Raw genomic sequence first — 24234 nt, 5'->3', positions numbered from 1 at the left:
GGCTGCATGAGACAGGGCTTTCCCATCGCGTCACCGGGCATGCGGATCGGCATCCTGGGCGGATCCTTCGATCCGGCCCACGAAGGCCATGCGCATATCACCCGCGAGGCGCTGCGCCGCTTCGGTCTTGACCGGGTGTGGTGGCTGGTCAGCCCGGGCAACCCGTTGAAGGCGCATGGCCCGGCCCCGATCGCGCGACGCATGGCCGAGGCGCGGCGGGTGATGCCCGATCCGCGTGTCGACATCACCGATCTCGAGGCGCGGCTTGGCACCCGCTTTACCGCACAGACCCTGCGTCGGGTCACGGCGCTGTATCCGCGCGTGCATTTCGTCTGGCTGATGGGGGCGGACAACCTGCTGCAGTTCGACCGCTGGGACAACTGGCGCGCGATCCTTGGCCTGATGCCGGTGGGCGTGCTGGCGCGGCCGGGCGCGCGCTTCGTCGTGCGCCATGCCCGCGCCGCCCGCCTGTATGCGCCGATGCGGTTGCCCGAGGCCGAGGCGCGGCAGCTGCCCTTCGCGGCGCCGCCGGCATGGTGTTTCCTGCAGATGCCGATGTCGGATCTGTCCTCCTCGGCGATCCGGGCGCAGGGCGCCTGGCGCGGGCGGGACTGAGCCTTGCAGCCGCGCGCGTCGGGGGGCAGTATGCCCGCCGAGACTCCCGATCACGGCGGCGGCAGGATGAAGATTTCACGGCGGGAAGCGATGACGGGCCTGGCGGCGCTTGGCCTGCTGGGCGGGCCGGCGCTTGGCCAGGGCACGGCGCTGCGGCCGGGCTCGGCCGAGGATCTGGTCGCGGCGGCGCAGCTCGGCGGCGAGGTCAGCTATGTCGTCGTCGATGCGCGCAGCGGGCGGGTGCTGGAACAGCGCGGGGCCGATCGCGGCATGCCGCCTGCGTCGACCGCGAAGACGATCACCTCGCTTTACGCGCTCGAGACGCTGGGGCCGGACTACCGCTTCCGCACCCGGCTGATCGCGACCGGTCCGATTGCCGGCGGCAAGATCCAGGGCGATCTGGTGCTGGCGGGGGGCGGCGATCCGACGCTCAAGACCGACACGCTGGCCGAGATGGCGGCGCGGCTGGCGAAGGCGGGGGTGAGCGGTGTCACCGGGCGCTTCCTCGTCTGGGGCGGCGCGCTGCCCTATGCCGAGCAGATCGCCGACGACCAGCCGGTGCAGGTCGGCTACAACCCCGGAATTTCCGGGCTGATCCTGAATTACAACCGCGTCTATTTCGAATGGAAGCGCGCCGCGGGCGGCTATGCGCTGACGATGGATGCGCGGGGCGCGCGCAACGTGCCGCGGGTCTACAGCGCCGATGTCGGGCTCTCGACCCGGACGGCGCCGCTCTTCACCTATGCGCGGCAGGGCGGCAAGGAGCACTGGACCGTGGCCTCGGGCAGCCTTGGCAAGGCCGGCAGCCGCTGGTTGCCGGTGCGCGATCCGGTGGCCTATGCGGGCGACGTGTTCCAGACGCTGGCCCGCGCGCAGGGCGTGCCGCTGCCGCCGCCGAAATCCGTCTCGACCTTGCCCGGCGGCACGGTGCTGGTCGAGCAGGTCTCGGACCCGCTGCCGGTGATCCTACGCTCGATGATGAAATATTCGACCAACATCACCGCCGAGGCCGTCGGCATGACGACGAGCGTCGTGCGCGGCGTGCCGGCCGGCCGCGGCGCCTCGGGCGCGGCGATGAGCGAGTGGCTGCACGGCCGGCTGGGCGGCGGACAGGCGCGCTTCGTCGATCATTCGGGGCTGGGCGCCGACACGCGGATCTCGGCGATGGAGATGGTGCGGGCGGTGACGCTGCTTGGCCCGAAGGCGGGGTTGCGCGGGCTGATGAAGCCCTTCGCGCTGCGCGATGCAGGCGGCAAGCTGCAGCAGGGGCAGGCGCTGCGCGTCGATGCGAAGACCGGCACGCTGAACTTCGTCTCGACCCTGACCGGTTACATGACCGGGCCCGACGGCACCGATCTGGCCTTCGCGATCTTCACCGGCGACGTGGCGCGGCGTGCGCGTGCCGGGGCGAACGAGCAGCCGCAGGGCGGGCGGGCCTGGATCAGCCGTTCGAAGGTGCTGCAAAGCGCGCTTCTCGAACGCTGGGGCGCGCTTTACGGCAGCTGATCAGCGGTTGACGTAGAACCACACCACATCCTCGAGCTGCGGCAGCAGCAGCTCGTAATCGCGGGCGAGATCCTCGAGCGTGTCGAGATCCATCGGCTGGCCCTCGAGCGCGGGGTTCAGCATGCCGCGCATGTCCTGCCAGGTTTCCTGCACGGTATCGAGCGCGGTTTCGGCATCGGGGCCGGGCGGTGGCGCGATGCCGAGATCCGGATCGCCGCCGCGCAGCGTGCCGGCGCTGTCCTCGAACATCGTGACGCGGGTGTTGAGCGCGGTGACATGCGGGGCGGGGTCGATCCGGGCGATGCCGGCCGCGGTGATCAGGCAGGCCTCCTTCATCACCGCCTGCGACAGCGAGCGCTGGCGTGCGGCCATGTCGAGGGCGCGGGCCTCGGCGGCGCGGGTCGGGTCCTGTGCGCCGGTGGCGCCAAGCGCCGCGACAAGGTTCAGCGAGGCGGTGAGCAGCGCCGGTTCGGCCGCGGCGAGCGCGCCGATGCGTTCGGCCCCGGCATCACCCGCAAGGATCTCGTCGATCACCGTCGAGACCGGCGCCCAGGCCAGACGGGCCTGGGTGATGGTCGAGCGCACCACCGGGTCGGAAACCGGCGGCAGCTGCATCGCCGGGCTGCCCTGTTCGAGCTGATCGAGGGTCGCGGCGAAGATGTCATGCGCCTCGACCAGGGCGAGTTCCTGGGTGCTGGGATCAAGCCCCAGCGACAGCAGGCAGGCGGCCGAGATCACCCGCTGTGACAGCAGCCGCTGCCGGCCGGCCATGTCGAGCTCGATGCGCAGGGTTTCCTCGGGGCTGCGCGCGCCGGCCGCGGCGAGGGGCAGGGGCGTGGCCAGCGCGATGGCGGCAAGCGCCAGCGCGCCGATGCGGAGGGGAAGGGGGGTCTTGGCCATGTCGCACTCCTCGCAAACCGGTGTGCGATGCGCATAGCAGCAGAGCGCAAGCGAACCGTTAACGGCCGCCCGCGCCCGCGCGAAAGAGGGCGAAAACTTTCGCCGGCCGGCTCAGAGCGTCAGGTGGCGCACCCGCGCGCCCCATTCGATCGCCACCGCATGCAGCCGGTCGATCGACAGCTCGCCGCGGATTTCTTCGAGCATGCGCAGTTCGGGCTGATGCAGCACGCCATCCGCCGCCGCGACGTCGCAGGCCAGCGCATAGGCGGTCTCGAAGAGCTTCTCGGGCAGGCCCGCCCGCACGAGGCCGAAGAGCGCCTCGATTCCCTCTTCCTCTTCGAAGAGCGAATAGACCGTCTGCGCCACCGGGCGGATGCGGTCGATGTCGTAATCGGCGAAGATCGGCATGTGGTTCACCATGCGCTCGATCGCGATGAGTTCGACGGTGCGGATGGTTTCATCCGAGGCCGACACCGCGACCATCACGGCGATCAGCGCGTCCTGCGGGGAAAGCGAGGAGAGGGGGTCGGTCACGGTCTGTCCTTTCATGGGTTTCGCCATGAATTATTGACGATGGCGCGCCCGTTCAATAGGTGAAGCGCGGATGGGCGCATGGTGTGCCCCGAAGAGGATGACGATGACCAACCTGCGCGACGCTGCGATGAACTCCAAAGCCTGGCCTTTCGAGGAAGCGCGCCGGGTGCTCAAACGTTACGAGAAGGCGCCGCCGGAAAAAGGCTATGTGCTGTTCGAGACCGGCTATGGCCCCTCGGGCCTGCCGCATATCGGCACGTTTGGCGAGGTCGCGCGCACCACGATGATCCGCCGCGCCTTCGAGATCATCTCGGACATCCCGACGAAGCTCTTGTGCTTCTCGGATGACATGGACGGCATGCGCAAGGTGCCCGAGAACGTGCCGAACCAGGACCTGCTGAAGGCGAACATCCAGAAGCCGCTGACCGCGGTGCCCGACCCGTTCGGCGAGTTCGACAGCTTCGGCAACCACAACAACGCCATGCTGCGCCGCTTCCTCGACACCTTCGGGTTCGAATACGAATTCGCCTCGGCCACGCAGTATTACAAGGCCGGCAAGTTCGACGACATGCTGCTGCGCTGCGCCGAGAAATACGATGACATCATGGCGATCATGCTGAAGTCGCTGCGCGAGGAACGCGCCTCGACCTATTCGTGCTTCCTGCCGATCCACCCGGAAACCGGTCGCGTGCTCTACGTGCCGATGAAGAACGTCGATGCCAAGGCCGGCACCGTGACCTTCGACGACGAGACCGGGCGGGAATGGACGCTGCCGGTGACCGGCGGTCACGTCAAGCTGCAGTGGAAGCCCGATTTCGGCATGCGCTGGGCTGCGCTCGGCGTCGATTTCGAGATGTACGGCAAGGACCACGCCACCAACACGCCGATCTACGACAGCATCTGCAAGGTGCTGGGCGGCCGCGCGCCCGAGCATTTCACCTATGAGCTGTTCCTTGATGCGAATGGCGAGAAGATCTCGAAGTCGAAGGGCAACGGGCTGACGATCGACGAATGGCTGACCTACGCCTCGACCGAGAGCCTGAGCTATTTCATGTACCAGAAGCCGAAGACCGCGAAACGGCTGTGGTGGGACGTGATTCCGAAGGCGGTGGACGAGTATCACCAGCAGCTGCGCGCCTTCCCCGAGCAGCCGGTCGAGAAGCAGATCGACAACCCGGTGTGGCACATCCACGGCGGCAAGCCGCCGGTGTCGACGCTGGTCGTGCCCTTCGCCATGCTGCTCAACCTGGCTTCGGTCTCGGGCGCGCATGACAAGGAAACGCTGTGGGGCTTCATCCGCCGCTACGCCCCCGAGGCGACGCCGGAAAGCCACCCCGACCTCGACGCGGCGGCGGGCTTTGCGGTGCGCTACTTCCAGGACTTCGTCGCGCCGACGCGGGCCTTCCGCCTGCCCACCGACAAGGAGCGTGCGGCGATGGAGGATCTCATCGGCCGGCTGAAGGCGCTGCCCGCGCAGGAGCTGCACGAGATCTTCCCGGACGAGGACCCGGCCGAGGGGCTGCAGACCATCGTCTTCGCCGTCGGCAAGGAGCATGACTTCGAGCCGCTGCGCGACTGGTTCACCGCGCTTTACGAGGTGCTTCTGGGCCAAAGCCAGGGGCCGCGCTTCGGCGGGTTCATCGCGCTCTACGGCGTGACGGAAACCATCGCGCGGATGGAAACCGCGCTCGCGGGCGGGCTCGCCAACGCCTGATCCGGGGCGGGGGACGGACCGGCCGCGGGCCGGTCAGTCCTCCGCTTCCTCGACCTCGGGCAGGGCTGGATCGCAGGCGTGATCCTCCTGCCGCCAGAGCGCATACCATGCCCCCCAGCGGGCGATGAGTGCCTCGGGCGCCTCGGCAAACAGTCGTTCTCCCAGAAAGAAGCTGAGCGTTTCCAGGCGCTTCTTCTCGTCCTCGATGCGGGTCGAGAGCGCCACCGCGGCCTCGGGCGAGAGGTGGTCGGGCATCGCGCGGGCCAGAACCGCAAGGTCGTGATGCTGGCCGAGCGCCTCGCCCAGCCGGTCGGCGATGTCGGCATGTGCGCTCATCATCTCGGGCCAGATCGGCAGCAGCAGCCGCGCCTGATACCAGTGATGCTTCACCCGCGACCGCCAGGCGTGGAAATGCTCGTCATCGCCGTTGCGCGCGGCGCGCGCCATGCGCTTGCGCGCGTCGTGGAAGGTGGTGGCAAGGCCCGGGGCCAGCGCCTCCCAGCCCTTCTTCTCGAATTCCCAATGCGCGGCGCGGTCATGCACCTCGGCGATGCGCTCGCCAAAGGCGGCAAGGGCCGCCGCCGGGGGCGCGGCGGGCGGCTCGGGCGCGACCGAGGCCAGCATCTGCCGTGCGGCAAGCCCGGCGGCATCCTCGGCCGCGCCGAGGCGCAGCAGCGAGATCCGCATCACCTCGGCGTCGCGCAGCTCGGAAATTCCGGCGGCGGCGTCGCGCAGCACGGCATTTTCGCGGTGAAACCCCGGAAACACCGGCGCGACAAGGCGCAGCAGCCCGCGGGTCTTTTTGATGTGCTTGCGCAGCCCGTGCAGCAGCGAGCCTTCGCCGGGGGCGGCGGAGAGCCGGTCGAGCGCCGCGCGCAGCTCGTCGCGGGCGATATGGCGCACCGTCTTCGTGATGCGCGGGTCTTTCGGGTCGAACTGGAACGGCATGCGGGCCTCCTTGCAGCGACACCGGCCTAGCATGCGGCCATGGCCGTTCCGTGACAAGATGCTGCGTTGCAGCGACGTCACGGAAAGGGGGCAGCGCACGCTGCTCTCGGCCTTCGTCAACCGTTTCGGCCTAGCTCTGGTCGCGCCCGGTGGTGGGCCGGTGCAGCCCCGGCGGGCGGGCCGGAACAAGGAGGATCCGCAGATGAACATGGCGATTACCGACGGGCTGGCGCTGATGCCGCCGGCCTTCGCGGAGGGGCTCGACGCGTGGTCGAGCGAGAATGGCACCGCGGGCTCGGCAAGCTACGACGGCGTGGTGAACGCGGCGCTGGTGGCGGCGGATGCGGATTTCGGCACCTGCCTCGAGCTGAGCAAGCTGCTGTCGGTGCAGAAGCTGCGCGCGATGGTGCACACCCCGATCGTGCCGGGCTGCTATCTGCGGATCCGCGCGCGGGTGAAGGCGGTCGCCGGCAACCTGCCCTCGGTGCGGATCGCGGGTTATGCGATGAGCGGGGCCGGCCATGTCGCGGGGCTGATCGAGACCGGTCCCGAGGTGGCGCTGCCGACCTATGGCACGGTCGTCACCGTCGAGGCGATCGTCGGCACCGGATCGCGCGGCGGGGTCGACATGCCCTGGGGGCTGGCGCCCGCCTATGGCCATTTCGGGCTCGACCTGACCGGGCTCAACGGCGGCGTGGTGCGGATCGAGGATCTGGTGATCGAGGATATCACCGAGGCCTTCCTGCGCGACATGATGGACTGGGTCGACGTGCGCGACTATGGCGCCGCGGGCGACGGGGTGACGAATGACAAGGCGGCCTTCGAGGCGGCCGACACCGCCGCGGCGGGGCGTTCGATCCTGGTGCCGGAGGGGACCTATTTCATCGGCGGCTCGGTCACCCTCACCGCGCCGATCCGCTTCGTCGGCACCGTCGTCACACCGACCGAGGCGCGCTTTGCCCTGCGCGGCAGCTTCGACTTCCCGACCTATGCCGCGGCCTTCGGCGACGAGATGACGGGGTTCCGCAAGGCGCTGCAGGCGCTTTTCGGCTATACCGACCACAATGCGCTCGATCTGTGCGGGCGGCGGATCGAGGTGACGGAACCCATCGACGTCAAGGCGCTGTCGCCCGACATCAGCTCGTTCTCGAACCGGCGGGTGCTGCGCAACGGCCAGTTCAACGTCGTCGACGGGCCGGCCTGGGACGATACCACCGTCACCTCGCAGGCGACCTATTCGATCGCGACGCCGCTGACGCTGACCAATGTCGGCAATATCGCCAACATCCCGGTCGGCGCGCGGGTCAGTGGCGCGGGCGTCGGCCGCGAGGTCTATGTGCGCGCGGTGAATGTCGCGGCAGGCTCGCTGACCCTGTCGCAGCCCTTCTTCGGCGGTTCGGGCACGCGCAGCTACACCTTCACCCGCTACAAGTATGTCCTTGATTTCTCGGGGCTTGCGAAACTCGACCGGTTCAACATCGACGACATTGAGTTCCTGTGCAACGGCAAGGCAAGCTGCATCCTGCTGGCCCCCTCGGGCGAGATGTTCCAGATCCGCGACAGCTATGTGGTGAAGCCGAAGGATCGCGCCATCACCTCGATCGGGCATGGCTGTCAGGACCTGCTGGTCGACCGCTGCCAGTTCCTGTCGAACGAGGGGGCGATGGCGGCGACCGAGCGCAGCTCGATCGCGCTCAACGTCAATGCCAATGACAGCAAGATCCGCGAGAGCCGCTTCGTGCGCTTCCGCCACACCATGGTCCTGAACGGCTCGGGCCATCTGATCGTCGGCAACCACTGGTTCCAGGGCGACGACCTCGATGCCGCGCCGCGCCTGCCGGGGCTGATCTTCTGCCAGCCGAACGTGCAGTCGGCGGTGACCGGCAATTACATCGACAATTCGACGATCGAATGGACGAATGAATATTCGGCCAACCCCGATTTCGGCACCGAATATTCCTTCGGTGGGCTCACCGTCAGCGGCAACACCTTCGTCAGCATCGATGCCGCCCCCTGGTTCACCTGGTTCTCGGTCAAGCCCTATGGCCGCGGCCATTTCATCCAGGGGCTGAGCGTCGCGAACAACGTGTTTAAGGCGATCGACGGGGTGGTGACGCGGATCGACGGCGTCGACACCACCTTCGCCGCGCTCGACAACAGCCGGATGCGCAATGTCGTCTTCGAGGCGAACACCTTCAACGGCGTCACCCAGATGACGGTGAACCCGGTCAGCGTGCAGGTCGATCAGGCCAGCGCGCAGGCGGTCTGGACGGTGGCAGCGGCGGGCTATCTGCCGTTCGGGGGCTGGGCGCGCAACGTGAGCGCGATCGTCGCTGAGGGGCCGATCACCAATGCCGCGGGCGGGCGGATCAACGGCGTGCCCTATGTCACGGTCGAGCAGGGGGCGGGCAAGCAGGCGGTCACGCTGACCTGGCAGGAGGCGGTGAGGGGGCGGGTGCACATCCGGCTGCGGATGGACAACCCGAACTGAGGCGCCTCCGGCAGGGTGGGAGGCGGGCGCCCTCGGGCGCCCGTTTTCAGGCGAGGTCTTCGGCGGTCAGCCGGAAGGCGCGGCCGAAGCCGCCGTTCAGCGCACCGCCGATCAGGCGGAACTCGACGAAGAAGAAATCGCCGAGGTCGATGTAGATCTTCGCTTTCGGATGATCGGCCAGCCAGCGCGCCCGTGCCTCCGCCCGGCGCGGATCGTCGGCGGCGAGCGGCAGCGCCTCGGCCTGCAGGCTCAGCCGCGGATGGGTGAGCGGATCGCCCTTCGCCCCGGGCTCGCCCACCAGCACCGAGACCCGCGGATCGGCGCGCAGCGCCCGGGCATGGGCCGACAGCCCCGAGACGAGCGTCCACAGCCCGCCCTCGGGGCCCGATCCGAGCGCGATGCGGGTCACTGCCGGAAAGCCCGTTTCCGGGTCGATCACCCCGAGTGCGCCGAAGCGCGCGCCCGAGATCAGGCCGCGGGCGAGGGCGCGGGCCTCGTCATCGGTCGGGCGGATCGGGTCTGCGGGCGGAGCGGCGGGCATATCGGTCATCTGGCTTTCTCTTGACAATCGGTGGTGGCGGACGTCTGCTCGCGCCACATCAAGCGGTATGAAACGATGACAACCAACGCAAGCCTTACGGCGCGAGCGGGGGGTGACCCCCTGATTCCAATGTCCATCACGGCGCTGCGCGAGGGCTATGGCCCGGCGGCACTGCGCGCCGATGCGGTGGCCGGGCTGACGGTGGCGATTGTCGCGCTGCCGCTCTCCATGGCGATCGCCATCGCCTCGGGCGTTGGGCCCGAGCGCGGCCTGTTCACCGCCATCGTCGGCGGCTTCCTCGTGTCGCTCTTCGGCGGCTCGCGGTTCCAGATCGGCGGGCCGGCCGGCGCCTTCATCGTGCTGGTCAATGCCTGCGTGATGCAAACGGGCGTCGAGGGGCTGATGCTGGCCACGTTCCTGTCGGGGGTCATGCTGGCCGTGCTGGGCCTGCTGCGGCTTGGCTCGACCATCCGCTTCATGCCCTATCCGGTGACGGTGGGCTTCACCTCGGGCATCGGCGTCATCATCTTCGCAAGTCAGATCAAGGACATGATCGGGCTGCGCCTGAGCGGCGCCGAACCCGGCCCGATCGTGCCGAAGGTCGAGGCGCTGTGGGCCGCGCGGTCAACACTCAGCCCCGCGGCGGTCGGCGTGGCGCTGGCGACGGTGGGCGTGATCCTGGCGATCCAGCGCTTCCGTCCGCGCTGGCCGAGCCTGCTTCTGGGCATCGCGCTGGTGACCGCCGCCTCGGCGCTCCTCGGGCTGCCGGTCGAGACCATCGCCTCGAAATTCGGCGGTCTGCCGCGGCTTCTGCCGGCGCCGCATCTGCCGCCGCTCAGCGCCGAGGCGGTGAGCGCGGCACTGCCCTGGGCGGCCTCCTTCACCCTTCTCGGCGCGATCGAGTCGCTGCTGTCGGCGATGGTGGCCGACGGCATGTCGGGCACGCTGCACCGCTCGAACATGGAGCTGGTGGCGCAGGGCATCGCCAACATGGGCGCGGCGATCTTCGGCGGTTTCTGCGTCACCGGCACGATCGCCCGCACCGCGACCAACGTGCGCTCGGGCGGGCGCACGCCGATGGCCGGCATGCTGCATGCGCTCTTCGTGCTGGCCTTCATGCTGATCGCGGCGCCGCTTGCGGGCTATATCCCGCTCGCGGCTCTTGCCGGGCTGCTGGGCATCGTCGCCTGGAACATGATCGAGCGGCACGAGTTCGCCGCGCTGACCCGGGTGTCGAAGGGCGATGCGCTGGTGCTTTGGGTGACCTTCCTCGTCGTCGTCTTCCGCGACCTTGCCGAGGGGATCGTGCTCGGCTTCGCGCTTGGCGGGCTGGTCTTCATCCGCCGCATGTCCGAGATGACCGGCCTGCGCGAGGGCGAGCCAGTGGTGCGCGACGCCGACACCCAGAGTGCCGACCTCGTCACCTATCACCTGCACGGGGCGGTGTTCTTCGGTTCGGTCGCGCGGCTTGGCACGGTGCTCGACCGCATCGCGCAGCGGCCGCGGGCGGTGCTGCTCGATGTTTCCGAAGTGACCTTCGTCGATTCGACCGGCGCGCGGATGATCCTGCAACTCGCGCAGAAGCTTTCCTCGCGCGGCGGGGCGCTGGTGATCGTCGGCGCGCGGCCTGCGGTCGAAACTGTGCTGAAGGCACAGGGGCTGACCGAGCCTGCGCTGCGCTATGCCGCCGATGCCGGGGCGGCGGGGGCGCTTCTTGCCCCCTGAGTCGCGGCAGGCGAATCACCTTCGGAACGGGCGTGGCAGGGGACTGCCGCGCCCGTTTGTTTTCTGCGCTGCGGCATGGCGACGCTGCGTTGCGGCTTTTCAGACGTGACGTCAGATCGCGACTCCGTGAACAGACAAGCGGTTGAAACAAAATGTCTATTTCTGGTCACTTTTCGTCACATTTACAAACTTACCGTATGTGCTGTGAAGTAATTTACAGAAAAATTCAATCATCATGAGGGCTTAACGGAAAGGGGCGTTCTGGTTTACAGTGGTCGCGGGTAGAACGCCTGCGGCCTCGGCTGCGGGCAGAGGGTGCGGCCGCAGGGCCGCTCGATTTCCAGGGAGGATTGGCTATGGCCGCTCAGGAACAGGCTGTCGTTGCGCCGGAGATGCGGGACATTCCGCCGGGCTTTGAGAACGCTCACGCGAACACGCAGAAATACCGCGAGATGTATCGCGAATCGGTCGAGAACCCCGATGCCTTCTGGGGCCGCGAGGGCAAACGCCTCGACTGGATGACTCCCTATACCAAGGTCAAGAACACCGATTTCACCTTCGGCAAGGTCTCGATCAAGTGGTTCGAGGATGGCGTTCTGAACGCCTCGGTGAACTGCATCGACCGCCACCTGAAGGACCGCGCGCTGCAGACCGCGATCATCTTCGAGCCCGATGATCCGAACGAACCTGCCGAGCACATCACCTACAAGGAGCTGTCCGAGAAGGTGAACCGGATGGCGAACGTGCTGCTCAGCCAGGGCATCATGCGCGGCGACCGCGTCGTCATCTACCTGCCGATGATCCCGGAAGCGGCCTATGCGATGCTCGCCTGTGCCCGCATCGGCGCGATCCACTCGATCGTCTTCGCCGGCTTCTCGCCCGACGCGCTCGCGAACCGCATCAACGACTGCGGTGCGAAGCTGGTCATCACCGCCGACAGCGCCCCGCGCGGCGGCCGCAAGACCCCGCTCAAGGCCAATACCGACGCGGCGCTGCTGCACTGCTCGGACAAGGTGCGCTGCCTCGTCGTCAAGCGCACCGGCGACCAGATCTCTTGGGTGCAGGGCCGCGACGTCGACCTTCTCTATCTGATGGACCACGTCTCGCCCGACTGCCCGCCGCGGCCGATGAATGCGGAGGATCCGCTCTTCATCCTCTACACCTCGGGCTCGACCGGCAAGCCGAAGGGCGTCGTGCACACCACCGGCGGCTATCTCGTCTATGCCTCGATGACGCATCAATACACCTTCGACTATCACGACGGCGACGTGTTCTGGTGCACCGCGGACGTGGGCTGGGTCACCGGGCACAGCTACATCGTCTATGGTCCGCTGGCGAATGGCGCGACCACGGTGATGTTCGAGGGCGTGCCGACCTATCCCGACGCCGGCCGGTTCTGGGCGGTGTGCGAGAAGCACAAGGTCAACCAGTTCTACACCGCGCCGACGGCGATCCGCTCGCTGATGGGGCAGGGCACCGAATGGGTCGACAAGTACGACCTCAGCTCGATCAAGGTTCTGGGCTCGGTCGGCGAGCCGATCAACCCCGAGGCCTGGGTCTGGTATGACCAGCACATCGGCAAGGGCCGCTGCCCGATCGTCGACACCTTCTGGCAGACCGAGACCGGCGGCCACATGCTGACCCCGCTGCCGGGCGCCACGCCGACGAAGCCGGGCTCGGCCACCAACCCGTTCTTCGGGGTGAAGCCGGTGGTTCTGGATCCGCAGACCGCGGTGCGCATCGGCGAGACCGAATGCGAGGGCGTGCTGTGCATCTCGGACAGCTGGCCGGGCCAGATGCGCACCCTCTGGGGCGATCACGAACGCTTCCAGGAGGCCTATTTCGCCCAGTATCGCGGCTATTACTTCACCGGCGACGGCTGCCGGCGCGACAAGGACGGCTATTACTGGATCACCGGCCGCGTCGATGACGTGATCAACGTCTCGGGGCACCGCATGGGCACGGCGGAAGTCGAGTCGGCGCTGGTGGCGCATCCGGCGGTGGCCGAGGCCGCGGTCGTGGGCTACCCGCACGAGCTCAAGGGCCAGGGCATCTACGCCTATGTCACCCTGATGAACGATCAGGAGCCCTCGGACGCGCTGCGCAAGGAGCTCGAGAAGTGGGTCCGCACCGAGATCGGCCCGATCGCCAAGCCCGACCTGATCCAGTGGGCGCCCGGCCTGCCGAAGACCCGCTCGGGCAAGATCATGCGCCGCATCCTGCGCAAGATCGCCGAGAACGACTATGGCAGCCTTGGCGACATCTCGACGCTCGCGGACCCCTCGGTGGTGCAGGAGCTGATCGACAACCGCATGAACCGGGGCTGAGGCATGGCAGAGACCGGAAACACTGTCGAGACCACCGCCGCGGTGCTGATCCTGCTGGGCCCGCCCGGCGCAGGCAAGGGCACGCAGGCGCGGATGCTGGAAGAGCGCTTCGGCCTGGTCCAGCTGTCGACCGGCGATCTGCTACGCGCCGCCGTCGCCCAGGGCACGCCCGCGGGGCTCGCCGCCAAGGCGGTGATGGAAGCGGGCGGGCTCGTCTCGGACGAGATCGTGCTGGCCATCCTCAAGGACCGCATGGCCGAGCCCGACGTGGCGAAGGGCGTGATCCTTGACGGCTTTCCCCGCACCGCGGGGCAGGCCGAGGCGCTCGATACGCTTCTGGCCGATGCCGGCCAGAAGGTCACCGCAGCGGTGAGCCTCGAGGTCGACGACGAGGCGATGATCGCCCGCGTCGCCGGCCGCTACACCTGCGCAAGCTGTGGCGAGGGCTATCATGACGCCTTCAAGCAGCCCGCGGTGGCCGGGGTCTGTGACAAATGCGGCGGCACGGAGTTCAAGCGCCGGGCCGACGACACTGCCGAAACCGCGCGTGCCCGGCTGCAGGCCTATCACGCGCAGACGGCGCCGCTGATCGCCCATTACCGGGCGCTTGGCGTCCTCGAGGAGATCGACGCGATGGGTTCCATCGACGAGATCGCCGCGGGGCTCGGGTCGATCGTCGAGCGCGTCGCGTGACGAGAGCTGGCGCCTCCGCCTGGACGGAGGCGCCGGGACCACGGCTTCCGCCGGCACTGGACCGGCGGCGGCGCTGATCTGAAACGGTCTGTCAACGATGCGCGAAAGGGGCTTTCGCGTGCAGGATCGGCTTGTCCCGGCGTCGGGGCGGTCGAGGGGGCCTGCATCCCGCGCGCATCGCGTTCATCAAGGAGGAGGGAAACACAATGCAAGACACGATGCTGCAACGCATCGCAAACAGCCCGACCTACAAGGAGTTGCGCAGCAAGCGCCTCCGCTTCGGCTGGATGCTCACCATCCTGGTGCTGGTCGTCTATTACGGCTTCATCACCCTGATCGCCTTCCGCAAGGACATCCTGGCCACGCCGATCGGCGATGGCGTGATGTCCTGGGGCATTCCCGCCGGTTTCGGCGTGATCGTCTTCACCATCGTCGTGACGGCGATCTACGTCTTCCGCGCGAATGGCGAATACGACGAAATGACCGAGCAGGTGAAGCGCGAGGTGCTGAAATGAACCGACTGACCCAGGCCGGCCGGTCCCTCGGCCTCGCCGCCCTCATGCTGATGCCGGGCGCCGTCTTCGCGGCGGGCACCCTCGAGGGCGAGATCAAGCAGCAGCCCACGAACTGGACCGCGATCGCGATGTTCGCCGTCTTCGTGGTGATGACGCTGTTCATCACCAAATGGGCGGCCGCGAAAACCAAGTCGGCGGCCGACTTCTACACCGCCGGCGGTGGCATCACCGGCTTCCAGAACGGGCTGGCGATCGCCGGTGACTACATGTCGGCGGCCTCCTTCCTCGGGATCTCGGCGGCGGTGATGACCTCGGGCTTCGACGGGCTGATCTATTCGATCGGCTTCCTCGTCGGCTGGCCGATCCTGACCTTCCTGATGGCCGAACGGCTGCGCAACCTCGGCAAGTTCACCTTCGCCGACGTGGCGGCCTTCCGCTTCGCCCAGACCCCGGTGCGCGTCTTCGCCGCGCTCTCGACCCTCGTCGTCGTGGCCTTCTACCTGATCGCGCAGATGGTCGGCGCGGGCCAGCTCATCAAGCTGCTGTTCGGCCTCGATTACCATTACGCCGTCGTCATCGTCGGCGCGCTGATGATGGTCTATGTGCTCTTCGGCGGCATGACCGCCACCACCTGGGTGCAGATCATCAAGGCCTGCCTCCTGCTTGGCGGTGCGAGCTTCATGGCCTTCATGGTGATGTCGCACTTCGGCTTCAGCTTCGAGGGCCTGTTCGCGGAATCGGTGAAGGTCAAGTCCGAGCTGGCCGGCGCGGCCGGCAAGACCCCGGAAGAGGCGGCCAAGGCCGGTCTCTCGATCATGGGGCCGGGCAGCTTCGTGAAGGATCCGATCTCGGCGATCAGCTTCGGCATGGCGCTGATGTTCGGCACCGCCGGTCTGCCGCACATCCTGATGCGCTTCTTCACCGTTCCCTCGGCCAAGGAAGCGCGCAAGTCGGTGATGTGGGCGACCGTCTGGATCGGCTACTTCTACCTGCTGACCTTCATCATCGGCTTCGGCGCGATCGTCTTCGTGCTGACCAACCCCGACTTCCTCGAGCTGAAGGACGGCGTGAGCGGTCTCATCGGCGGCAACAACATGGCGGCCGTCCATCTGGCCCATGCGGTCGGCGGCAACATCTTCCTCGGCTTCATCTCGGCCGTGGCCTTCGCCACGATCCTTGCGGTGGTCGCGGGCCTGACGCTCTCGGGCGCCTCGGCGGTGTCGCATGACCTCTATTCGACGGTGTTCAAGAAGGGCAAGGCCGACAGCGCCTCGGAGCTGAAGGTCTCGCGCATCACCACCATCGCGCTCGGCATCGTCGCGGTCATCCTCGGCATCGCCTTCGAGAAGCAGAACATCGCCTTCATGGTGTCGCTGGCCTTCGCGATCGCGGCCTCGGCCAACTTCCCGGTGCTGTTCCTGTCGCTGCTGTGGAAGGGCATGACGACCCGCGGTGCGGTGATCGGCGGTCTGATCGGCCTCGTCTCCTCGGTGACGCTGACCGTGATCTCGCCCTCGGTGTGGGAAGCCACGCTCGGCCATGCCAAGGGCTCGGCGCCGTTCCCCTACACCTCGCCCGCGCTGTTCTCGATGGTGCTTGCCTTCGTCGGCGTCTGGTTCTTCTCGATCACCGACAAGAGCCGCCGCGCGGAAGAGGACAAGGCCGGCTATCTGGCGCAGCAGGTGCGCTCGGAAACCGGCATCGGTGCCGCCGAAGCTTCGGCACACTGATCCCGCCTGCATCCCGGCCTGCCCCTGACGGGGCAGGCCACCCCGGGGAGGAAAGTCATGGACGCCGAAATCAAGGCCATCACCGCGTTTCTGGAAAGCGTCCATCCCTATGATACCCTGCCGCGTGACGAGCTGGCGTCTGTCGCCGGTTCCTTCCGCCGCATGGTCTTTCGCGCGAATTCGCTGATCTACGTGCATGACGCGCCGATCGGCGGGCTCTACCTGATCAAGCAGGGCGGGGTCGAGATCACCGACGGCAACGGCGCGCTGGTCTCGCTGCTCGGCCCGCGCAACTCGTTCGGCGAGCGTGGCCTGATGCGCGGCGGCATCGCCGTGACCCAGGCCCGCGCGACCGAGGATGCGATCATCCTCGTGCTGCCGGCGCCCACCTTCACCCGGCTGATCCGGACCTATCCGGCCTTCGAACGCTTCTTCAACCGCCGCCGCGGTGATCGGCCCGGGGCGGATCTGGCCACGCAGAAAGTCGCCGACCTGATCGCCCGTCGCCCGCTTGCCTGCGGCCCCGGGGCCACGGTGACCGAGGCCGCGCAGATGATGCGCGACGCGCAGGTCTCCTCGCTCGGTGTCACCGGCGCGGACGGGCAGCTGCTCGGCCTCGTCACCGTGCGCGACCTGTCGAACAAGGTGCTGGCCGGGGGGCGCGACCCGGCGACCCCGGTGAGCGAGGTGATGAGCGCCGATCCGGTCTCGCTGCCGCCCACCGCACTGGGCTCGGACATCCTGCACATCATGCTCGAGCGCCGCATCGGCCATCTGCCGATCACCGAGGAGGGGCGCTTCGTCGGCATGATCACCCAGACCGACCTGACCCGGTTCCAGGCGGTCAGCTCGGCGGTGCTGATCCGCGACGTGGTCTCCTCGGTCACGGTCGATGAGATGGCGGCGGTGACCGCCCGCATCCCGCAGCTGCTGGTGCAGCTCGTCGGCAGCCACCAAAGCCACGAGGTGGTGACCCGCCTCGTCACCGACATCGCCGATGCCGTCACCCGCCGCCTGCTGGCGATGGCCGAGGCCACGCTCGGCCCGCCGCCGGTGCCCTATCTGTGGCTGGCCTGCGGCAGCCAGGGCCGGCAGGAGCAGACCGGCGTCAGCGATCAGGACAATTGCCTGATCCATGACGACAGCGCGACCGAGGAGGACAGCGCCTATTTCGCCGCCCTTGCGAAGATCGTCTCGGACGGGCTGAACGCCTGCGGCTATGTCTATTGCCCGGGCGAGATGATGGCCACCACCCCGCGCTGGTGCGCGCCGCTGCAGCGCTGGCGCGCCTATTTCCGCAGTTGGCTCGACACCCCCGACCCCGAGGCGCAGATGCTCGCCTCGGTGATGTTCGACCTGCGCCCGATCGGCGGCACGGCGCCGGGGCTGTTCCAGGCGCTGCAGGCCGAGACGCTGGAGCTTGCGGCACAGAACCCGATCTTCATCGCGCATCTGGTGTCGAACAGTCTCAAGCACACGCCGCCGCTCGGAATGCTGCGCGGCATCGCCACCATCCGCTCGGGCGAGCACCGCAACCACATCGACCTCAAGCACAATGGCGTGGTGCCGGTGACCGATCTGGCGCGGGTGCATGCGCTGCGCGGGCGGGTCACGGCGGCCAATACCCGCGCCCGGCTGCTCGGGGCGGAGGCGGCCGGGGTGATCTCGGCCGGCGATGCGCGCGACATGATCGAGGCCTATGACCTGATCGCGACGGTGCGGCTGGAAAATCAGGCCCACCTGATCCGCGCCGGACGCAAGCCTGACAATTACCTCGCCCCCTCGGACCTGAGCGACCTCGAACGCTCGCATCTGCGCGACGCCTTCGTGGTGGTGCGCACGATGCAATCGGCGATCGCCCATGCCCGGCCGGCGATCGGTTGAGGAGGACGAACCCATGGCGGACGGAGCGCGCAAGCCGCGTGTGCTGATCATCGAGGACGAGGACAATATCGCGCTCGCGCTCGATTTCCTGATGAGCCGCGAGGGGTTCGAGCCGGCCCGTCTCGCCACCGGGGCGGGGGCGATCGAGCGGATCCGGCGCGAACATCCCGATCTGGTGCTTCTTGACGTGATGCTGCCCGATGTCTCGGGCTACGAGATCTGTCAGGAGGTGCGGGCCGACGCGGATCTCGCCGATGTCCGGATCCTGCTGATGACGGCGCGGGGATCGGCCCTTGAGCGGCGCAAGGGGCTTGCGCTCGGGGCCGATGGATTCATCGCAAAGCCATTTGAAATCAATGAGCTGCGCGTCGAAGTTCAGAGGCTTCTCGGGGCGGGGGACGGGGGATGACGCTGTCCCGGCTCAGTCTGCGGCTGCGGGTCTTCCTGTTCTTTGCGGCGCTCGCGGCCGGGGGACTCGCGGCGCTTGCCATCGGTGGCGGCGTCGCGCTGCGCGGGCTGTCCGATCCTGCCGCGGCCGCGGCGATCATCCGCGGCGGGGCCGTGGCGGCGGCCGTCCTCGTCGCGCTGCTCGTGCTGGTCGGGGCGCTCTTCGACCGCCACCTTGCCCGCCCGATCGAGCGCCTTGCGGGCGGCATCCGCGCCCGCACCGATGCCGAGATCGTCGCCGGGATCGATGCCGGGGCGGGGCGCTATCTCGGCGATCTCGCCCCCGCCGCGGCCGCGGTCACCGCCCGCCTCGCCGAGACCCGCTCGGCGCTGGCCGAGGCGGTGCAGCGCGAGACGACGCGGCTTGCCCAGGAAAAGGACCGGCTCGAGGCGCTTCTGTCCGACGTGCCGGTGGGGGTGCTCCTGTGCACGGCGGATCATCAGCTGGTCTTCTACAACGGCCAGGCGGTCGATCTGCTGGGCGGAGCCCATGCGCCGGGGCTCGACCGGCGCGTCTTCGATTATCTCGACGGCGCGCCGCTCGCCCATGCCCGCGAGCGGCTGCTGGCGACCGAGGACCCGGATGCGGCCTCGGACCTGCTCTGCGCGACGGTCGCCGACGGGCGGGTGCTGGCGGCGCGGATGCGGCTCCTGGCCGAGTCGGCGGATCACAGCCGCGCGGGCTATGTGCTGACGCTGCGCGATGTCTCGGCCGACCTGGCTGCGCATGCCCGGCGCGAGCAGCTGATCGACGAACTCTTCGACCGCGTCCGCCGCCCCGCAGCCGCGGTGCAATCGCTGATCGGCCTGCTGGCCGAGGAGGCCGGCCCGACCGGGGCCGAGCGCGACCGGGTGCGGCTTGCGGCGCTCGAGGCGGCGGGCACGCTCGGTCGGGCGATCCACGCGCTTTCGGCGCGCCACGAGGCGAGCCGTGCAGACTGGTGGCCGCTCGCGCTTGTGCGCGCCTCGGACCTGGGCGAGGCGGTGCGGGTGCGGGTCGCGGCGGCCGGTGGCACGCTGCTGCCGGTCGCGGCGCCGCTTCTGCTGCGCTGCGAGGGGTTCGAGATGGTGGCGCTGCTCGCGGATCTGGCCGCCCGTCTCTCCGACCGCGACGCGCTGCGGCTCGAGATCACCGAGGAGGGCGCGGGGGCGCTTGTCGCGCTCGAATGGGCGGGCGCGCCGGTCTCGGTGAGCGCGCTCGAGGCCTGGCTCGAGGCCCCGCTGCACGGTGTGGCCGAGGTCACCGGGCGGCGGGTGCTGGCGACGCATGCAAGCGAGATCTGGCCCGAGCGCCTTCCGGACGGCCGGGCGCGGCTGTGTCTGCCGCTGCGCGAGGCGCGCCGGGCGCTTGCCCGCCCCGTGCCGGTGCCGCGCAAGGTGGTCTATGATTTCGACCTGCTCACCCGTGCACGCGAGGCCGAGGTGGCGCAGACCCCGCTCGACGCGCTGACCTGCGTCGTCTTCGACACCGAGACGACCGGCCTCCTGCCGGCCGAGGGCGACGAGATCGTGCAGATCGCCGCGGTGCGGATCCTCAACGGCCGCCGTGTCGAGGGCGAGGTCTTCGACACGCTGGTGAACCCGGGCCGCCCGATCCCGGCCGCCTCGACCGCGGTGCATGGCATCACCGATGCAATGGTGGCCGGCGCGCCCCCGGTCGCCGAGGTGCTGCGCCGCTTCCACCGCTTTGCCGAGGGCGCGGTTCTGGTCGCCCACAACGCCCCCTTCGACATGGACTTCCTGCGCCGCAAGGAATTCGTCGCGGGGCGGCTGTTCGACCATCCGGTGCTGGACACGGTGCTGCTTTCGGCGGTGGTGTTCGGCGCGCATGAGCCGCACAGTCTCGATGCGCTGACCCATCGGCTCGGCATCACCATCCCCGAGGAGGCGCGCCACACCGCGCTTGGCGACACGGTGGCGACGGCGGAGGCCTTTCTCAAGCTCTTGCCGGCGCTGAAGGCGCGCGGGCTCGTCACCTTCGGCGAGGTGGTGGCCGAGGTGCGCAAGCACGGCCGGCTGCTACGCGACCTGAACGGCTGAGGGGCGCTGCCCCTCTTTCCCTGCGGGAAATTCACCCCGAGGTATTTGGGCCAAGATGAAAGCAGGGGCCGTGGCGCTTGCGTTTTTTTCGGGTGCAAATCCTCCGGGGGAGGCCGCAAGGCCGGGGCGCAGCGCCCCCCGCGCGCTCACAGGATGTCGAGCACCGCTTCCGGCGGGCGCCCGATCCGCGCGGCGCGGTCGGTGAGGACAAGCGGGCGTTCGATCAGCCGCGGATGGGCGGCGAGCGCGTCGAGGATCTCGGCCTCGGGCGCGGCCTTCGTCAGCCCGGCGGGCACATCGGCCTCTTTCCAGCGCAGAAGATCCGCCGCCGGGCGGCCGAGTTTTGCCAGTGCCGCGGCGAGTTCCGCGCGGGAGGGCGCGTCTTCGAGATAGAGCCGCACCGCGGGCGCAAACCCGCGGGCCTGCAGCAGAGCGAGCGTCTCGCGCGATTTCGAGCAGCGCGGGTTGTGCCAGATCGTCAGAGCCATGCGCCCCTCCCGGTGCCGACCGCCTCGGCGACCGAGGCGAAGCCGTCGCGGGCCAGAAGTGCGTCGAGGCCGCGGGCGATCTCGGGCACGAGCGACAGCCCGGCATAGACCATCGCCGAATAGACCTGCACCGCGCTCGCGCCGGCGCGGATCTTCTCGTAGGCCTGTTCGGCCGAGCCGATGCCGCCGACGCCGACGAGCGGCAGCCGGCCTTGCGTCAGCTGCGACAGGCGGGCGAGCACGCGGGTCGATTTCTCGAAGAGCGGCGCGCCCGACAGCCCGCCCGGCGCATCGGCCTGCGGGCTTGTCAGCCCCTCGCGCGACAGCGTCGTGTTCGTCGCGATGATGCCGTCGATGCCGGAAGTGAGCGCCACCTCGGCGATCTCCTCGAGCTCGGCGGGGGTAAGATCGGGGGCGATCTTCAGGAAGACGGGGATGCGGCGCTCGAGCTCGCCCCGCGCCGCGACGACGCCTTTCAGAAGGGCGGCCAGCGCCTCCTTGCCCTGCAGCTCGCGCAGCTTCTCGGTGTTGGGCGAGCTCACGTTCACCGTGGCGAAGTCGAGATGCGGGCCCGCGGTGCGCAGCACGGTGGCGAAATCGGCGGCGCGGTCGGCGCTGTCCTTGTTCGCGCCGAGGTTGAGGCCCACCGGAATCCCCGCCGGGCGCGCGGCGAGGCGGGCGGCGATCGCCTCCATCCCCTCGTTGTTGAAGCCGAAGCGGTTGATGACGGCGCGGTCCTCGGTCAGCCGCCACAGCCGGGGCTTGGGGTTGCCGGGCTGCGGGCGCGGGGTGGCGGCGCCGACCTCGAGAAAGCCGAAGCCCGCGCGCATCAGCTGCGGCAGGGCGACGGCATTCTTGTCGAAGCCCGCGGCCAGCCCCACCGGGTTCGGCAGTTTCAGCCCGGCGAGATCGGTGGCAAGTCGGGCGCAGTGCACCGGGCCCGGCAGCGGTGCCAGCCCCGCGCGCAGCGCCATCAGCGACAGCCCATGCGCGGTTTCCGGATCGAAGCGGTGCATCAGCGCAAGGCCCGTGCGTTCGACGAAATTCACAGCAGCACCTCGGGGAAGATATGGCCGGAGACGCCGAGCGGCAGGGAGGTGTCCCAGGCGACATCGGCAAGGGTGAGCGGGCGATAGAGATGCGGGAAGAGCGCGCCGCCGCGCGAGGGCTCCCATTTCAGCGCCGTGCCGAGCGGCTCGACCGCGACCGCCACGAGGACGAGGTCGCTTTCCGTGGCGAAATGTTTCGCGGCGGTCTCGACGACCTGGGCGGAGGTCGAGAAATGGATGAACCCGTCGGCAAGGTCGACGGGGGCACCGGCGGTCTCGCCCGCGGCGCGGAAGGCATCCCATTCGGGGCGGCGGAAGATCTTGTAAATCAGCATGTCCTCTCATGCCCTCCGGCCGCGGGCCGGTCAATCCCGCGCAGCGCCGCAGGCCGGACTGTCACGCGGCTGTCAGCTGGCCAAAACAGGCTGATCCGCGTCAACGGCTTTGACTCGCAGGACCGTGTGACGCCACAGTAACGCCCATGTGACATTGTCCCGGAGGTTTTCATGAACGCCCGTCTTCTTGCCACGGTCGCCGCGCTTGCGCTCAGCGCGGGCACCGCGCAGGCCGAGTATACGCTGCACATCCTGCACACCAACGACCTGCACAGCCGCATCGAATCGATCAACAAATACGATTCCACCTGCAGCGCCGAGGAGGAGGGCGAGGGCAAGTGCTTTGGCGGCATCGCACGGGTGGCGGCGAAGGTGGCCGAGATGCGCGCCGAACTGGCCGGTCAGAACGTGCTGCTTCTCGATGCGGGCGACCAGTTCCAGGGCTCGCTCTTCTACACCACCTACAAGGGCAAGGACACGGCCGCGTTCATGAACGCGATCGGCTATCAGGCGATGGCGGTCGGCAACCACGAGTTCGACGACGGCCCGGCGCAGCTGGCGGCCTTCACCGGCAGCATCGGGTTTCCGATGGTGTCAGGAAATCTCGATCTCAGCCGCTCGGACGAGCTGAAGGGCAAGATCCACAAGACGCTGGTGCTCGATGTCGGCGGCGAGAAGGTGGGGATCGTCTCGGCGCTGGCCGTCGACACGCCCGAGACCTCCTCGCCCGGGCCGAACGTGATCTTCCACGACGAGGCCGAGAGCCTGAAGGCGGATGTCGCGGCCCTTGAAGCCGAGGGGGTGACGAAGATCGTGGCGCTGACCCACACCGGCTTCGTCAAGGACAAGGCGCTCGCGGCCGCGGTGCCCGGCATCGACGCGATCGTCGGCGGCCACAGCCACACGCTCTTTGGCCCGGGCGGCGAGGCCTATCCGACGATGGTCGGCAATGTGCCGGTGGTCTCGGCCTATGCCTATTCGAAATATCTGGGCCATCTGGTGCTGACCTTCGACGACGCGGGCAACCTGACCGCCGCCTCGGGCGAGCCGATCCTGCTCGATGCTTCGGTGGTGCCCGATCCGAAGATCGCGGCCGAAGTGGCCGAGATGGCCAAGCCCCTCGAGGAAGTGCGCGCCAAGGTGGTGGCCGAGGCCGCGGCCGAGATCGACGGCAGCCGTGACAGCTGCCGGGTGAAGGAATGCGAGATGGGCGACCTGATCGCCGAGGCGATGCTCGACCGGGTGAAGGATCAGGGCGTGACCATCGCGATCCAGAACGGCGGCGGCGTGCGCGCCTCGATCGACGCCGGGCCGGTGACGATGGGCGAGGTGCTGACCGTGCTGCCGTTCCAGAACACGCTCTCGACCTTCGAGGCGAAGGGATCGACGATCCGCGCGGCGCTCGAGAACGGGCTGAGCCAGGTCGAGGAGGGGGCGGGCCGCTTCCCGCAGGTCGCCGGGCTGAAATACACGTGGAGTGCCGAGAAGCCCGCGGGCAGCCGGGTGCTGTCGGTCGAGGTCGCGCAGGACGGTGGCTGGGTGCCGCTTGATCCCGAGAAGGTCTATGGCGTGGTGACGAACAACTATGTCCGCAACGGCGGCGACGGCTTCAAGATGTTCGCGGCCGAGGGCATGAAGGCCTATGACTTCGGCCCCGATCTGGCCGATGTGACGGCGGAATATCTTGCGAAAGTCGGGCCTTACACGCCGAAGCTCGACGGGCGCATCACGCAGGAATGAGCCCGCGCACGC

At 68.6% G+C, this 24234-nt stretch carries 20 protein-coding genes; 13 read left to right on the top strand and 7 right to left on the bottom strand.

Annotated elements, in window-relative coordinates; all coding sequences use genetic code 11:
* Positions 1-39 precede the first annotated feature (39 nt).
* Both AC0QTQ_RS12710 and dacB read left to right on the top strand, forming a co-directional pair.
* Positions 40-615 carry a nicotinate-nucleotide adenylyltransferase gene (locus AC0QTQ_RS12710; protein WP_480259232.1) on the top strand — a complete coding sequence of 192 codons (576 nt, stop codon included), beginning with the start codon at positions 40-42 and terminating at the stop codon, positions 613-615.
* A 90-nt stretch (positions 616-705) separates the two neighbouring features.
* On the top strand, positions 706-2121 hold the full coding sequence (dacB, locus tag AC0QTQ_RS12705; RefSeq protein ID WP_480256875.1) for a D-alanyl-D-alanine carboxypeptidase/D-alanyl-D-alanine endopeptidase: 1416 nt from the start codon (positions 706-708) through the stop codon (positions 2119-2121).
* On the opposite strand, the gene AC0QTQ_RS12700 is transcribed toward dacB, so the two are convergent.
* Positions 2122-3021 carry a type IV pili methyl-accepting chemotaxis transducer N-terminal domain-containing protein gene (locus AC0QTQ_RS12700; RefSeq protein WP_480256874.1) on the bottom strand — a complete coding sequence of 300 codons (900 nt, stop codon included), beginning with the start codon at positions 3019-3021 and terminating at the stop codon, positions 2122-2124.
* 111 nt (positions 3022-3132) lie between these two features.
* Positions 3133-3555, bottom strand: a complete 423-nt coding sequence (locus AC0QTQ_RS12695; RefSeq protein ID WP_121533101.1) for a tellurite resistance TerB family protein — start codon at positions 3553-3555, stop codon at positions 3133-3135.
* A gap of 103 nt (positions 3556-3658) precedes the next feature.
* Between AC0QTQ_RS12695 and AC0QTQ_RS12690 the strand changes: the two genes are divergently transcribed.
* Positions 3659-5269, top strand: coding sequence for a lysine--tRNA ligase (locus AC0QTQ_RS12690; protein WP_480256873.1), 1611 nt, complete (start codon positions 3659-3661; stop codon positions 5267-5269).
* A 33-nt stretch (positions 5270-5302) separates the two neighbouring features.
* Here the strand turns inward: AC0QTQ_RS12690 and AC0QTQ_RS12685 are convergent, their stop codons facing one another.
* Positions 5303-6217, bottom strand: a complete 915-nt coding sequence (locus AC0QTQ_RS12685; protein ID WP_480256872.1) for a CHAD domain-containing protein — start codon at positions 6215-6217, stop codon at positions 5303-5305.
* A 202-nt stretch (positions 6218-6419) separates the two neighbouring features.
* Here AC0QTQ_RS12685 and AC0QTQ_RS12680 point away from each other — a divergent pair, with 202 nt between their 5' ends.
* On the top strand, positions 6420-8708 hold the full coding sequence (locus tag AC0QTQ_RS12680; protein ID WP_480259231.1) for a glycosyl hydrolase family 28-related protein: 2289 nt from the start codon (positions 6420-6422) through the stop codon (positions 8706-8708).
* Between the two features lie 46 nt (positions 8709-8754).
* Here AC0QTQ_RS12680 and AC0QTQ_RS12675 read toward each other — a convergent pair whose 3' ends face one another.
* Positions 8755-9258: a HugZ family pyridoxamine 5'-phosphate oxidase gene (locus AC0QTQ_RS12675; RefSeq protein WP_480256871.1), complete on the bottom strand. Its 504-nt coding sequence runs from the start codon at positions 9256-9258 to the stop codon at positions 8755-8757.
* Positions 9259-9378: 120 nt separating this feature from the next.
* On the opposite strand from AC0QTQ_RS12675, the gene AC0QTQ_RS12670 reads away from it, so the two are divergent.
* From AC0QTQ_RS12670 to AC0QTQ_RS12635, 8 genes are all read left to right on the top strand, one after another.
* Positions 9379-10974 carry a SulP family inorganic anion transporter gene (locus AC0QTQ_RS12670; protein WP_480256870.1) on the top strand — a complete coding sequence of 532 codons (1596 nt, stop codon included), beginning with the start codon at positions 9379-9381 and terminating at the stop codon, positions 10972-10974.
* 392 nt (positions 10975-11366) lie between these two features.
* Positions 11367-13301, top strand: a complete 1935-nt coding sequence (acs, locus tag AC0QTQ_RS12665; protein ID WP_480259230.1) for an acetate--CoA ligase — start codon at positions 11367-11369, stop codon at positions 13299-13301.
* Positions 13302-13304: 3 nt separating this feature from the next.
* On the top strand, positions 13305-13994 hold the full coding sequence (locus AC0QTQ_RS12660) for an adenylate kinase (RefSeq protein ID WP_480256869.1): 690 nt from the start codon (positions 13305-13307) through the stop codon (positions 13992-13994).
* Between the two features lie 206 nt (positions 13995-14200).
* Positions 14201-14509: a DUF485 domain-containing protein gene (locus AC0QTQ_RS12655; protein WP_121533115.1), complete on the top strand. Its 309-nt coding sequence runs from the start codon at positions 14201-14203 to the stop codon at positions 14507-14509.
* Positions 14506-16239: a cation acetate symporter gene (locus tag AC0QTQ_RS12650; RefSeq protein ID WP_480256868.1), complete on the top strand. Its 1734-nt coding sequence runs from the start codon at positions 14506-14508 to the stop codon at positions 16237-16239. Before AC0QTQ_RS12655 ends, AC0QTQ_RS12650 begins: the two co-directional genes overlap by 4 nt.
* Before the next feature lie 57 nt (positions 16240-16296).
* Positions 16297-18123, top strand: coding sequence for a DUF294 nucleotidyltransferase-like domain-containing protein (locus AC0QTQ_RS12645; protein WP_480256867.1), 1827 nt, complete (start codon positions 16297-16299; stop codon positions 18121-18123).
* Between the two features lie 13 nt (positions 18124-18136).
* Positions 18137-18532 (top strand): response regulator transcription factor, encoded by a 396-nt coding sequence (locus AC0QTQ_RS12640; RefSeq protein ID WP_121533121.1) that lies wholly within the window; start codon positions 18137-18139, stop codon positions 18530-18532.
* Positions 18529-20610 (top strand): 3'-5' exonuclease, encoded by a 2082-nt coding sequence (locus AC0QTQ_RS12635; RefSeq protein ID WP_480256866.1) that lies wholly within the window; start codon positions 18529-18531, stop codon positions 20608-20610. The genes AC0QTQ_RS12640 and AC0QTQ_RS12635 overlap by 4 nt, the downstream gene beginning before the upstream one ends.
* A gap of 146 nt (positions 20611-20756) precedes the next feature.
* Here AC0QTQ_RS12635 and arsC read toward each other — a convergent pair whose 3' ends face one another.
* The 3 genes from arsC to AC0QTQ_RS12620 are packed head-to-tail and all read right to left on the bottom strand — an operon-like array spanning position 20757 to position 22482.
* On the bottom strand, positions 20757-21098 hold the full coding sequence (arsC, locus tag AC0QTQ_RS12630) for an arsenate reductase (glutaredoxin) (RefSeq protein ID WP_480256865.1): 342 nt from the start codon (positions 21096-21098) through the stop codon (positions 20757-20759).
* Entirely contained in the window at positions 21089-22147 is a 1059-nt protein-coding gene (locus AC0QTQ_RS12625; RefSeq protein ID WP_480256864.1) for a quinone-dependent dihydroorotate dehydrogenase, read from the bottom strand. The genes arsC and AC0QTQ_RS12625 overlap by 10 nt, the downstream gene beginning before the upstream one ends.
* Entirely contained in the window at positions 22144-22482 is a 339-nt protein-coding gene (locus AC0QTQ_RS12620) for a DUF952 domain-containing protein (protein ID WP_480256863.1), read from the bottom strand. The genes AC0QTQ_RS12625 and AC0QTQ_RS12620 overlap by 4 nt, the downstream gene beginning before the upstream one ends.
* Before the next feature lie 171 nt (positions 22483-22653).
* Between AC0QTQ_RS12620 and AC0QTQ_RS12615 the strand changes: the two genes are divergently transcribed.
* A complete protein-coding gene (locus AC0QTQ_RS12615; protein WP_480256862.1) occupies positions 22654-24222 on the top strand; it encodes a bifunctional metallophosphatase/5'-nucleotidase in 1569 nt (522 codons plus the stop codon).
* Positions 24223-24234 lie beyond the last annotated feature (12 nt).

Source organism: Paenirhodobacter sp. YD-8 (assembly GCF_056590935.1).
This window is presented reverse-complemented; position numbering and strand designations above follow the sequence as displayed.

Coding starts and splice junctions, on each gene's coding strand:
- AC0QTQ_RS12645 (WP_480256867.1), top strand. CDS start 16,297: ATGGACGCCGAAATCAAGGCCATCACCGCGTTTCTGGAAAGCGTCCAT.
- AC0QTQ_RS12685 (WP_480256872.1), bottom strand. CDS start 6,217: ATGCCGTTCCAGTTCGACCCGAAAGACCCGCGCATCACGAAGACGGTG.
- AC0QTQ_RS12640 (WP_121533121.1), top strand. CDS start 18,137: ATGGCGGACGGAGCGCGCAAGCCGCGTGTGCTGATCATCGAGGACGAG.
- AC0QTQ_RS12650 (WP_480256868.1), top strand. CDS start 14,506: ATGAACCGACTGACCCAGGCCGGCCGGTCCCTCGGCCTCGCCGCCCTC.
- AC0QTQ_RS12710 (WP_480259232.1), top strand. CDS start 40: ATGCGGATCGGCATCCTGGGCGGATCCTTCGATCCGGCCCACGAAGGC.
- AC0QTQ_RS12615 (WP_480256862.1), top strand. CDS start 22,654: ATGAACGCCCGTCTTCTTGCCACGGTCGCCGCGCTTGCGCTCAGCGCG.
- AC0QTQ_RS12690 (WP_480256873.1), top strand. CDS start 3,659: ATGACCAACCTGCGCGACGCTGCGATGAACTCCAAAGCCTGGCCTTTC.
- AC0QTQ_RS12675 (WP_480256871.1), bottom strand. CDS start 9,258: ATGACCGATATGCCCGCCGCTCCGCCCGCAGACCCGATCCGCCCGACC.
- arsC (WP_480256865.1), bottom strand. CDS start 21,098: ATGGCTCTGACGATCTGGCACAACCCGCGCTGCTCGAAATCGCGCGAG.
- AC0QTQ_RS12700 (WP_480256874.1), bottom strand. CDS start 3,021: ATGGCCAAGACCCCCCTTCCCCTCCGCATCGGCGCGCTGGCGCTTGCC.
- AC0QTQ_RS12670 (WP_480256870.1), top strand. CDS start 9,379: ATGTCCATCACGGCGCTGCGCGAGGGCTATGGCCCGGCGGCACTGCGC.
- acs (WP_480259230.1), top strand. CDS start 11,367: ATGCGGGACATTCCGCCGGGCTTTGAGAACGCTCACGCGAACACGCAG.
- AC0QTQ_RS12655 (WP_121533115.1), top strand. CDS start 14,201: ATGCAAGACACGATGCTGCAACGCATCGCAAACAGCCCGACCTACAAG.
- AC0QTQ_RS12680 (WP_480259231.1), top strand. CDS start 6,420: ATGAACATGGCGATTACCGACGGGCTGGCGCTGATGCCGCCGGCCTTC.
- dacB (WP_480256875.1), top strand. CDS start 706: ATGACGGGCCTGGCGGCGCTTGGCCTGCTGGGCGGGCCGGCGCTTGGC.
- AC0QTQ_RS12660 (WP_480256869.1), top strand. CDS start 13,305: ATGGCAGAGACCGGAAACACTGTCGAGACCACCGCCGCGGTGCTGATC.
- AC0QTQ_RS12620 (WP_480256863.1), bottom strand. CDS start 22,482: ATGCTGATTTACAAGATCTTCCGCCGCCCCGAATGGGATGCCTTCCGC.
- AC0QTQ_RS12635 (WP_480256866.1), top strand. CDS start 18,529: ATGACGCTGTCCCGGCTCAGTCTGCGGCTGCGGGTCTTCCTGTTCTTT.